The following is a 9,674-nucleotide window of genomic DNA, read 5'->3' on the forward strand; positions in this document are numbered from 1 at the left end:
ACAATCCAATAAATTTATAATGACGCATTAGATACACACTTCCAAAACTTTTGTTCTTCACCGCTGGTTTGCCAAGTCATTGGCTCAGCAACCTGATAAATTCGACTACGAGTAACGGCGCTTGTGGCCAACATTGCATCACCAAACGTTTCCCAGTCATACTCTCGAATGGTGACCAGTTTTTCGAATGGACTGGAGGTGACACTGGGTGTTCCAAAAACAGCATAAAAAGGCGTTGCCGCTAGTACACCTGACAAAAGATTGCCACTTTCCATGATGCTTTTTATATCTCCTATAGCTCCCTTACTTTTACGACTAAGAGCCATATCTTTTACATCACAATACCCCAAAGATGCCATTTACTTTTCCTACCACTTTAAAAAATCACTTGTATCATACTGTTTTTAATGGCTTTTATTAATGTATTGGTGACGAAAAAGTTAATATCACTATAAAAAAGTGCACTTTGGGTTGTTTTATTGATAATACAACGTCCGCGATATCGATAGACAGAGAGCAGCATTCTCTGAGTGACAAGTCATGTCTTTAGCTCGAATTGTACAGCACTCGCATAGCAAAGCGATACGCTATCTTCTTAAGTTCTCTTTTTGGGAGGCCGATACCAGTTAGGGTAAAGCTAATTCCTCAATATGCAACTAGGCACCATAAAGCTGAATGTTTTGTCTATTACATACCGAGAGTGATGTGTCGTTTTCTGAAAGTAGAACAACTTACCCCACCTACCCCACTTAATATCGATTCAAGTGGAGTAAGTGAGGTAAGTTTAAGTACTTAGCAAAATGAGGCTTGAGAACGAACGGTAGGGAAACAGTAGCGGTTTGAGCCATTGAGCATTTTCTTTTCTAACTTACCGTCTTTAGTCAGTTGGTTGAGCGCTTTACCAATCACATTTCCTTTTGATGTGTCAGCGTTGATAACTTCACATATCTGTTTGGTTGATAACCACTCTCTCGCTTTACCTGTACATTCTTCTAGGTGGTCGTTTAGCAAGTTATACCAGTTGCCTTTATCTACGTATTTGGATGACTCTTGCGACACTTGCGCTTGAATGTCAGACGACAACATCCAAGGATGATGTTCAACCATGAATTTGTGTTTCACCTCTAACCAGAATTGGCGCAGATTCTCTGGTTGGTTCAGCGTTAGCTCACCCGTTGCTTTGTAGTCCCAACCCAATATGTTATTGAGCGTATCCATGTCCGTTTCGCCCACCAGCTCAATGACGGCGTAGCGGGTATTTCCGGTTTCATCTTTTAGAAAGTCCGTGCCGTTTACCGTCGCAATGAGGTTGGTTTGTCGGTCTTTCTTAATGTCATTGCGTGCATAAGGAGGACGCACCGTATCGCAAGCTCTTGTCACGAACGCTTTCAACGCCCCTTGGCAGTTTTTGGTTGAGCGTTCTAGTTCACCCAATTCCACTATCCATGAGCGAATAACGGTCAGCACACTGTCTTTGTTATCAGGGTTGAGCTCTGCTCCTTCAAGAAACGCACTTGGCATCACATTGGCAATTCGTTCAACAAAGGCGGTCTTTTTAAAGGATTGCTCACCTTGTAAAACAGGCACGAGCTTGGATTTAAAGCTACCCACAAAAAGACATGCTACACCGCCCACTAACCAGTGTAGCAACACAGTCTTAGAGAGCGCGGGATTCTTAGTCTCTAAGCAATTAAGCACTGCTTCCACGCGGGGCTTTCTATCCCACTCGCCATCAAGCCAATCAGCGATTGGATGGTAACTACTTTCGTGTGCCACGGCGTTAAAATGGTCATCAATCGCGGATTTGGGCAATGTGTAAATTGACGCCAACGATACAAGCTCACTTCTGACGATATCTGGCGAACCCATACAAACCTTACCTTTGAATATATCAGGCTCTAAGGTCATCTTGTTGAGTTTAGCTTGGTAGCCCGTACTCTTAAGTAATGCTTTCAAGTTATCGGCCGTGTTCAATACGATTTGTTGGCCTGACTCCTTGTATCTGACATGGGGAAATTCTGGTGCATTGCTATCGTTAAGCATGGAAGCCCTCCCCTTGTAGCAAGTGGTCACGTTTGACATGACTATCTAACCACTGGTCTAAGTCTTCTTTAAGATAACGGACAGCACGACCAATTTTAATGAAAGGAGGCGCAGCAGTTCGGTTCTTGCGCAGCCCTTCCATACGAGCTTGGCGTAAAAATGAACGGCTCATACCAATGTAAAGCGCCGTTTCTTGTTCTGTGTATACACGTTTATCAAGTGTGGTTTGAGTCATGTTGTTGTTCCCTCTTGTTCATTGAGGTTTCAACGTAACGACCACAAACGTCATATGACGTTATCAACGACGATGACGACGACGTTTTATTTTGACGGCCTAATTTGCCTCCTTACGTCGACCAATACATTCTTTCTGAATGAGTCATAAGACATGGTGTTTTCATTATCCCCACGACCAAACCACGTCACCGAGTCCTGAGTAATGCTTTCAATCAACGCATCAACATCAAATTGACGGTTAAACTCGTTCGCTCTCACGTCCTGCCTTATCATGTTCCAAACCTTATCCGCTCTGGCTTGAGGATTGAGTGTTAATACTCGATGAGCAATTTGCGCAATGGGGTGGATTGGCATCGGTTGGATAACCGAATCCAACCGGAGTTCAGTAGGCGCATTAACCGACTCAATACACTGACCAGCAGTCTGGATAACCGTTGAGCCTAATGTTGCCTTAACCGTATCAACCGCTTGGCAACCACGATTCAATAGTACTGTTTTACCAAAAACATCAACGACCTGCTCCATATCAACGCGTATTTGACTGGGTTTAACCGTTAACGCATCGGTTGAAAGGCGTTGACCGCGTTGACTTGGGTAGTGTTCAACAAGTTGATGCGTTACGTCATTAGAGAAAATGGCCGATGCTTTAGTAATGAACTCACCAACCACGCTCTCTGTGGTTAGAGAGGCATTAACCGCAGCATAAGCAACAAACGCTTTATTCGGTTGGGAGAGTGCATTAGGTGTGTATTTAAAGTGCGCTTGTAATACATTGTCGAACGCTTCAGTAACCGAACGCCAACGGTTGATACCATGCATCTCAACGATGATGACGTGTTGAACCAGTATAGATTCTAATGAAAGCGTAAACCGCTTGGATGAGCTTTCAGTGAGTTGGACAACGCCTTGATAGTCGAAGATAGCCGCGACACATTGACTTGGTGGATGAATAGCCCCAAGACTCGAAGCAGAAATATCGGCAAACAAACACAACTTCTCTTCTTCAATGGCTTCTAGTATGTCCCATTGGGTTAAATAGGTTTTATCGCAGACTTCCTCAAGCCTTACATAGCGGCGTTTAAACTGGCTCACTTCAATCCCTTGTTGAGTTAACAATTTCAACAACGAATTACAGCACCAAGATCACTGTATATAAAACCATACCTTTAATGCTTCGAGTGATGTCTCGATTTATCTTGCAATTTAACCAATAAGATTCACCGCCGCCGCTTTGTGCTCTGGAGCTAAGTGTGCATAACGCAGCGTCATCTTGAGGTCAGCATGCCCAAGCAACTCACGCACGATATTCAAATCAACGCCCGCCATCACTAACTTGCTTGCAAAATGATGCCGCAAGTCATGGAACCTAAAATTCTCGATAGCAGCCTCTTTCAATAATGATTGCCACGGATATTGAAAGAACTCAACGGGCTGGTTATTCGATATAAAGACATAGTCAGCATCAGGATTCTGTGCTTGCCAGCGTTCAAAAAGCTTTAATACCGTGTCATTGAGCGGTATCGTTCGCGTCTTCTTCGACTTAGCATTTTCAGAACGAATAGTTAAGTAACGATTAGGCAGTGAAACGTGTTCCCATCGAAGGCTTAATAGCTCTCCTTTGCGCATTCCTGTATTCATTGCGGTGATCACTAACGGCTCGAAGAAATCAACGAACTGAAGATGCTCTATCTTGTTATTGGACTTTCGAACGCGTTGATTTCGGCCTTCAAGGGTATCGAGTAAGCGCTTCTCTTCTTCCTTAGAGAGATACCGTATTCGAGTGTTATCTTGCTTAATGAGTTTAACACTGCTTAAGTTGTGGCTATCGATGAATTCCCACTCTACCGCACGATTTAAAGCGGCTCGAAGTCGGTTCACACAATACTCTATCGTTGCTGGGGCACGCCCTAATTTGCGACGCTCCGTGATCCACTGCTGAATATCCCACGCTTTTATCTCCTCTAACGGTTTGTCTAGGAGGTGAACAAATGAATGAGCGATGCAAGCATAAGCCTGATCCGCCCGCTTGGGGTTCATTGAGATAAGGTAGTCTTTATAGTGCTCAGAGAGAAAACGGCCAAGCGTCAGGTTTTTGCGCATCTCTGTCTTTTTAGCTTCATGACGAGATTCTTGGATATCCACCCCGCTCGCCACTAATCCCGCTTTCTCTTTGACTAAATCTCTCGCTTGAGCGGGTGTGAGTGAATCCGCCGAGCCGATGAAGTAATTTCGTTGTTTGCCATTTAAACGGTAGTAAAAGTAATACTTGATTGCGCCTTTAGGTGAAATGCGAGCATGAAACCCGCTGATTTCAGTGTCGTTGAGCCGTCCCTGTTCGACAGTTAGCGCCTTGATTGAGGTGTTGGTTATCTTCTTCTTAATGGGCATGCACAAGTCCTTTGTGTAGCGTATATGTAGCAGAATAATTGTACATACACACATCCTCATGAACAACAAAGCACAAACAACATACATATAACTACATGTTTTTATGCGAGTATTCGCTCATTCTTGTTCATTGCTGTTTACTGAAGATTTTTGCCCATTCCCACTGTTAAGGGGTGAGCAACGCAATACAAAGGCCGCCGCAAACCACCTTAATCACTAAAATCAACGCATAGTGAAAATGCCACGCGTTGCGAATCCCTCTTGAACAGTTTGTTATGTGCGAACTTCTAGCTTGTAGATGACTGCTCAGCAACACTAACTTTAGGCTCTTTCTCTGGCGTCGACCATTTGATGATTGCTCTAAGGTTCATTGAGAAAAAGATGATATTTGCAATTATCATTGCCACACTGCCAGTAAGATAACCAACTGCTACCCAACTAGTGTTACCGCACATCATTAGAATGAAACCGATTTTGTTCTTATTTCCAATTTGCCAAATTGCAAGAAACGTAAGTACCATTGCAACCCAGTCGATTCCATAGTACTGAAAATATTCCATTTTTCCTCCAAGCACATAACGCCCAGTTAAGGGGTGAAGCACGCAATACCGATGTTGCCGCATAGCACTTCAACACCGAAACCAACGCATACCCAAAATGCCACGCGTGCTGAATCCCTCTTGAACTGTTTGTTATGTTCGTAGCTTTTGTAACCCTTGTATTGCTCGGTTGGTCGAATCTATTAAGTCTGTACGCTTCAGTTTCGTTCGAATAGCCAAAGCTTCAATAAACTGCTTTTCAGCGAGTTCATAGTTACCAAGCTCCACGTTTAATTTACCCAAGTGTTGTAAACTGAAACTCAAAGAAAGCACACAACCGTAATCTTGGCTTTGTAAGTATGCTCTTTCAGCACCACCCATATCACCTGCGTATTGCAACGCAATACCCGAAATATGAGTAGACCAAAACTTGTGCTTATCGCTAGATGTAGACATTTGGACTTTGGAAGCTAGCCAATAAGCCAAACTACAAAACCCTATAACACGCAAACAATCGGCTACTAAAATTTGCTGCCACTCTAGCTTTTCTGTTTCGCCTAACACCTTAAATTTTAAGCATTTGTAAATAGTTAAAGCAAGTTTATGGAAAACGCTGAAAGTTACCCTATCCCTTTGATAGCCCACCATTTCCTCCAAGAACATAACGCCCTGTTAAGGGGTGAGCAACGCAATATCTAAGCCGCTGCATACCACCTTAAACACTAAAACCAACGCATAGTGAAAATGCCACGCGTTGCGAATCCCTCTTGAACAGTTTGTTATGTGCGTTGCTCAAATTCATACTCTGTAAGGCACCATTGCTTTGGACTTGACCAGCTGATTTCTTTGAATGATGTTCTTAGGGCACCGCTCAATAAAAGTTGCTTCATAAAATGGCTAGGTGAAATGTAAGCTTTATCATCGTAAGCAAACACAAAACCCTGCTTATTGAGACCGAGCATCATCTGTTTGGTTTCTTCTGATTCAATCCCACCATTTAGATGAAGCTCATCAATACGACCGTCTGTATCGCCATCTCGACTGCTCTTGCTTAACTTTATTGAGGTCTTATCTATGGCAACAACGTGCGCCGAAGGGACTTCTCCTGATTGACCAAACTCAACTTTGTAAGGAGGCTGTTTTATCATTTTATCTCCAAGCACATAACGCCCAATTAAGGTGTGAAGCACGCAATACCGATGCTACCGCATACCGCCTTAATCACTAAAATTAACGCATACCAAAAATGCCACGCGTGCTGAATCACTCTTAAATTGTTTGTTATGGCGCTCCACTCAACATTAGCTCTTGTATGTCAATTTGGTCTACTTCCCTACCCAATATTCGCTTGTACTCGACTAAACGATGAACTGGGATAACTGGCAACTCGATACCTTGATAATCTTTAATAACTGATTCTGAAAAGTAGATTTCAAGCTTGTGCCAAGAGCCATCTTGATGTGATTGTATCTTAGTATGTTCAGACAAACCGATTTCAATTTTTTGATTTTGGTAAATCAATTGGAAATACTCTAGATCCCAACCATATTCAGCATAATGAGTTAACGGTTTGGATATGTATTTTGCTACATGCGATAGCACTTTGTCTGCGTCTGAGTTTCGAATATAAAGATCTATATCTGCGATTTCCCGACTTCCACCATGAATAGTTGCCGCTAATCCACCTACTATTTGATACTCCACAACCTCTGCATCCAAGATCTGTTTGAGCCACTGCAAGGCTACTTTAACTTTATCACTCATCTAGTTCCCTTAGCTGAATTTTGCCCTGCGCCATAACGCCCTGTTAAGGTGTGAGCAACGCAATATAAAAGCCGCCGCACACCACCTTAAACACTAAAACCAACGCATAGTAAAAATGCCACGCGTTGCGAATCACTCTTGAACAGTTTGTTAGGGTTGTTTTTTAGCCTTCGCATCTGCAACCATTTGGTTTAGTTTGTCTGCTAACTCTTCTAACTCAGATCCAGAAAGATGCATTGTTGGGTGGTATTGATCTGCTGTCCATTGAGCACGAATTTTGTACTCAAATTCTTGAGTAAGTGGATTTGTAAATTGAAGAATATCAATTACTCTGTTTTTGTGCTTAGTCGTAGATAAATCTATCGACAGGTATTTGTGAGTGTTACCGAATTCTTCGTAATCATCATAATCAATCATATGTATACCTATTAAATTTTCACTCTAAAACCCTAACGCCGCGTTAAGGGGTGAACAACGCAATGCCACCCAAATTAAACCATTGTGCCATAAACACAAAAGCTAAGCTTTGAACCAAAACCAGCAAGCGTTGAGAATCCCTCTTGAACGCTTTGTTATATGCGTAGTTTCAACTAGACAAAGACTGCTTCAAGTTTGTTTCCATCAACATCTCGGACAAACGCCGCGTAGTAAGTTTCACCGTACTCAGGACGCAAACCTGGCTTGCCTGCACACGAACCACCAAGCTCTAATGCGGTAGCATAAAACTGGTCAACGGCATCTTGATTAGGCGCATTGAAAGCAATGTGAGTACCATTACCTGAAGATGCACGATTTTCACATGGACAACCAACCCAAAACTCAAAATTTTCGCCGTAGGCAGCCGCTACATTTTCGATGTAATGAGAACGTTTTATGGACAAAGCGGATAGAACTGAGTCGTAAAAAACCACGGCAGATGCCACATTTGAAACGCCAACTGAGATGTGATTTAGAATCATTTTAAACTCCCTTTTGCTCAAAGATTTTGAAAGCATATAACGCCGCATTAAGGGGTGAACAACGCCACCACCTAACCTAAACCATCGTGCCGTAAACACTAAAGCCGATTCAAACCAAAACTGCCAAGCGTTGTGAATCCCTCTTGAATGCTTTGTTAGTTGCCAAACCTAACACTTTGATTTGAAGTTAATTACCGCTTTGCCAACACTGTTTTTACGTGCTTGGAAAAACTCAAATCAGGCGTAGTTTCAAAGCGCCTGTCACTGAAACCACTTGGAACAGTTAGCGCCTTAGAAAACGGACTAGCAACACCAAAAAAATCTTTTGAGAAGACAATATTACAAAGCTGACTTTCAACAAGCAAATCGGTTTCTGAAACAGAAAATCCAACCTCAAAAGAAACCTGAGAACGATTTTCACGAACCCGAACGATTCAAAATTGAAGTACGAAACGCCACCAAAAACACACTGATTTTAACTCTAAACATTCTGCTTTAGCTGCGTTTTCCTCGTTGGCAACTAACGCCGCATTAAGGTGTGAGCAACGCTACCACGAAACTAAACCATACCACCATAAACACGAAACCCAACGGTGGAATGAAAAATGCCAAGCGTTGGGAATCACTCTTAAATGCTTTGTTAGGTGGTTGTAACTACTGCGTCTATGGACATTCTGGTAAGCTAAGTAAATTGTTTGGTTGCTCACCATCATTTTCAGTTTTTAGATATTTACGTCCTGTTGAGCTCGTTGCAACAATAACCCAAACACTGCTTCCACCTGCACTTACATAAAACTTCCATTTGCCAGACTCTATTCCTTCTATGGCACGATCAAGCGTAAGTTTCCATCTTGTACCGTCAGCATTTAAGCCACCTATATGACTGATTCTTTCATGTGCACTTTGTCTGTCGGTTTTGTTGATACATTTTATTTGATGTGTCGCCGCCATGTTTAACTCCATTGCAATATATGAAAGATAAATCATATCAAATAGTTCAATAGTTTATGTCGACACAGCTCACGAACCAACCTAACGCCCAGTTAAGGGGTGAAGCGCGCAATACCGATGCTACTGCATGGCACTTCAACACTAAAACCAACGCATACCAAAAATGCCGCGCGTGCTGAATCCCTCTTGAACTGTTTGTTATGTAACATTTTCAATAGCTTGCGCTGCACTAATGGTCACTTTACCCAAATCTGATTCTGATTGTACAGCAAGGTATTCACATCCTTTAAACTCCAACTGCATATAACTTGCAGTCAGTTCAAATGGTTGTACAAAACATGCAGGCAAGTCTAAGTTGTAGCCAGTAGATAGCACTGAAATAGATTTACCTTTCAGATTGCGTCCCAACTCTTTTTCGATCGTTAGAAGGTCGGATAATCGGTCAAAGAAAACTTTTAGCTGTGCTGACATTGAGTACCAGTAAACTGGTGAGGCAAACACTAGATGATCAAAGTGAAGTAGCTCATGAATAACTGGAATAAAATCATCTTTGCTATTTTGGTGCTCATAGTCGTAAAAACTGATATCGAAATCAGATAGATCAAATAACTTTCCACCTGACTGTTCTACAAATGATTCGGCTAGTTTTCGCGTATTACCGTCAGATTTTGAAGTACCTAATATGACTGCGATTTTCATTGAACCTCCATGTTACATAACGCCCTGTTAAGGTGTGAGCAACGCAATACCGAAGCCACTGCATACCACCTTAAACACTAAAACCAACGCATAG

The 9,674-nt window shown here is 42.4% G+C and carries 14 protein-coding genes; all 14 read right to left on the bottom strand.

What is annotated here, in order from left to right; genetic code table 11:
* Positions 1-14 precede the first annotated feature (14 nt).
* Positions 15-359 (bottom strand): hypothetical protein, encoded by a 345-nt coding sequence (locus R7E51_RS21995; protein WP_064369781.1) that lies wholly within the window; start codon positions 357-359, stop codon positions 15-17.
* Positions 360-792: 433 nt separating this feature from the next.
* The gene (locus R7E51_RS22000) at positions 793-2,043 is read right to left on the bottom strand and encodes a VapE domain-containing protein (protein WP_206958546.1); all 1,251 of its coding nucleotides are present in this window, start codon (positions 2,041-2,043) and stop codon (positions 793-795) included.
* Positions 2,036-2,278, bottom strand: coding sequence for a helix-turn-helix transcriptional regulator (locus R7E51_RS22005; protein WP_164667126.1), 243 nt, complete (start codon positions 2,276-2,278; stop codon positions 2,036-2,038). Before R7E51_RS22005 ends, R7E51_RS22000 begins: the two co-directional genes overlap by 8 nt.
* A gap of 86 nt (positions 2,279-2,364) precedes the next feature.
* Positions 2,365-3,372 (bottom strand): hypothetical protein, encoded by a 1,008-nt coding sequence (locus R7E51_RS22010; protein ID WP_206958547.1) that lies wholly within the window; start codon positions 3,370-3,372, stop codon positions 2,365-2,367.
* 111 nt (positions 3,373-3,483) lie between these two features.
* Positions 3,484-4,668, bottom strand: coding sequence for a site-specific integrase (locus tag R7E51_RS22015; protein WP_206958548.1), 1,185 nt, complete (start codon positions 4,666-4,668; stop codon positions 3,484-3,486).
* Positions 4,669-4,955: 287 nt separating this feature from the next.
* Positions 4,956-5,228, bottom strand: coding sequence for a nicotinamide mononucleotide transporter (locus R7E51_RS22020; protein WP_005462157.1), 273 nt, complete (start codon positions 5,226-5,228; stop codon positions 4,956-4,958).
* Between the two features lie 132 nt (positions 5,229-5,360).
* Complete coding sequence (locus R7E51_RS22030) at positions 5,361-5,870, bottom strand: hypothetical protein (RefSeq protein WP_017822011.1); 510 nt, start codon at positions 5,868-5,870, stop codon at positions 5,361-5,363.
* A 116-nt stretch (positions 5,871-5,986) separates the two neighbouring features.
* A complete protein-coding gene (locus tag R7E51_RS22035; protein ID WP_025558216.1) occupies positions 5,987-6,355 on the bottom strand; it encodes a hypothetical protein in 369 nt (122 codons plus the stop codon).
* Between the two features lie 133 nt (positions 6,356-6,488).
* Positions 6,489-6,971 carry a hypothetical protein gene (locus tag R7E51_RS22040; RefSeq protein ID WP_025558161.1) on the bottom strand — a complete coding sequence of 161 codons (483 nt, stop codon included), beginning with the start codon at positions 6,969-6,971 and terminating at the stop codon, positions 6,489-6,491.
* 150 nt (positions 6,972-7,121) lie between these two features.
* Positions 7,122-7,388, bottom strand: a complete 267-nt coding sequence (locus R7E51_RS22045; protein WP_025558256.1) for a hypothetical protein — start codon at positions 7,386-7,388, stop codon at positions 7,122-7,124.
* Between the two features lie 173 nt (positions 7,389-7,561).
* Positions 7,562-7,930 (bottom strand): VOC family protein, encoded by a 369-nt coding sequence (locus tag R7E51_RS22050; RefSeq protein ID WP_024699507.1) that lies wholly within the window; start codon positions 7,928-7,930, stop codon positions 7,562-7,564.
* 191 nt (positions 7,931-8,121) lie between these two features.
* A complete protein-coding gene (locus R7E51_RS22055) occupies positions 8,122-8,364 on the bottom strand; it encodes a hypothetical protein (protein ID WP_080252035.1) in 243 nt (80 codons plus the stop codon).
* A 229-nt stretch (positions 8,365-8,593) separates the two neighbouring features.
* The gene (locus tag R7E51_RS22060) at positions 8,594-8,881 is read right to left on the bottom strand and encodes a DUF3892 domain-containing protein (RefSeq protein WP_025519005.1); all 288 of its coding nucleotides are present in this window, start codon (positions 8,879-8,881) and stop codon (positions 8,594-8,596) included.
* Between the two features lie 198 nt (positions 8,882-9,079).
* Positions 9,080-9,580 (bottom strand): flavodoxin family protein, encoded by a 501-nt coding sequence (locus R7E51_RS22070; RefSeq protein ID WP_025611600.1) that lies wholly within the window; start codon positions 9,578-9,580, stop codon positions 9,080-9,082.
* Positions 9,581-9,674: the final 94 nt, after the last annotated feature.

The sequence above is a fragment of the Vibrio sp. Vb1166 genome (assembly GCF_033338695.1).
Classification (GTDB): Bacteria; Pseudomonadota; Gammaproteobacteria; order Enterobacterales; family Vibrionaceae; genus Vibrio; species Vibrio alginolyticus.

Coding starts and splice junctions, on each gene's coding strand:
- R7E51_RS22015 (WP_206958548.1), bottom strand. CDS start 4,668: ATGCCCATTAAGAAGAAGATAACCAACACCTCAATCAAGGCGCTAACT.
- R7E51_RS22050 (WP_024699507.1), bottom strand. CDS start 7,930: ATGATTCTAAATCACATCTCAGTTGGCGTTTCAAATGTGGCATCTGCC.
- R7E51_RS22040 (WP_025558161.1), bottom strand. CDS start 6,971: ATGAGTGATAAAGTTAAAGTAGCCTTGCAGTGGCTCAAACAGATCTTG.
- R7E51_RS21995 (WP_064369781.1), bottom strand. CDS start 359: ATGGCATCTTTGGGGTATTGTGATGTAAAAGATATGGCTCTTAGTCGT.
- R7E51_RS22030 (WP_017822011.1), bottom strand. CDS start 5,870: ATGTTCTTGGAGGAAATGGTGGGCTATCAAAGGGATAGGGTAACTTTC.
- R7E51_RS22045 (WP_025558256.1), bottom strand. CDS start 7,388: ATGATTGATTATGATGATTACGAAGAATTCGGTAACACTCACAAATAC.
- R7E51_RS22070 (WP_025611600.1), bottom strand. CDS start 9,580: ATGAAAATCGCAGTCATATTAGGTACTTCAAAATCTGACGGTAATACG.
- R7E51_RS22035 (WP_025558216.1), bottom strand. CDS start 6,355: ATGATAAAACAGCCTCCTTACAAAGTTGAGTTTGGTCAATCAGGAGAA.
- R7E51_RS22020 (WP_005462157.1), bottom strand. CDS start 5,228: ATGGAATATTTTCAGTACTATGGAATCGACTGGGTTGCAATGGTACTT.
- R7E51_RS22005 (WP_164667126.1), bottom strand. CDS start 2,278: ATGACTCAAACCACACTTGATAAACGTGTATACACAGAACAAGAAACG.
- R7E51_RS22060 (WP_025519005.1), bottom strand. CDS start 8,881: ATGGCGGCGACACATCAAATAAAATGTATCAACAAAACCGACAGACAA.
- R7E51_RS22000 (WP_206958546.1), bottom strand. CDS start 2,043: ATGCTTAACGATAGCAATGCACCAGAATTTCCCCATGTCAGATACAAG.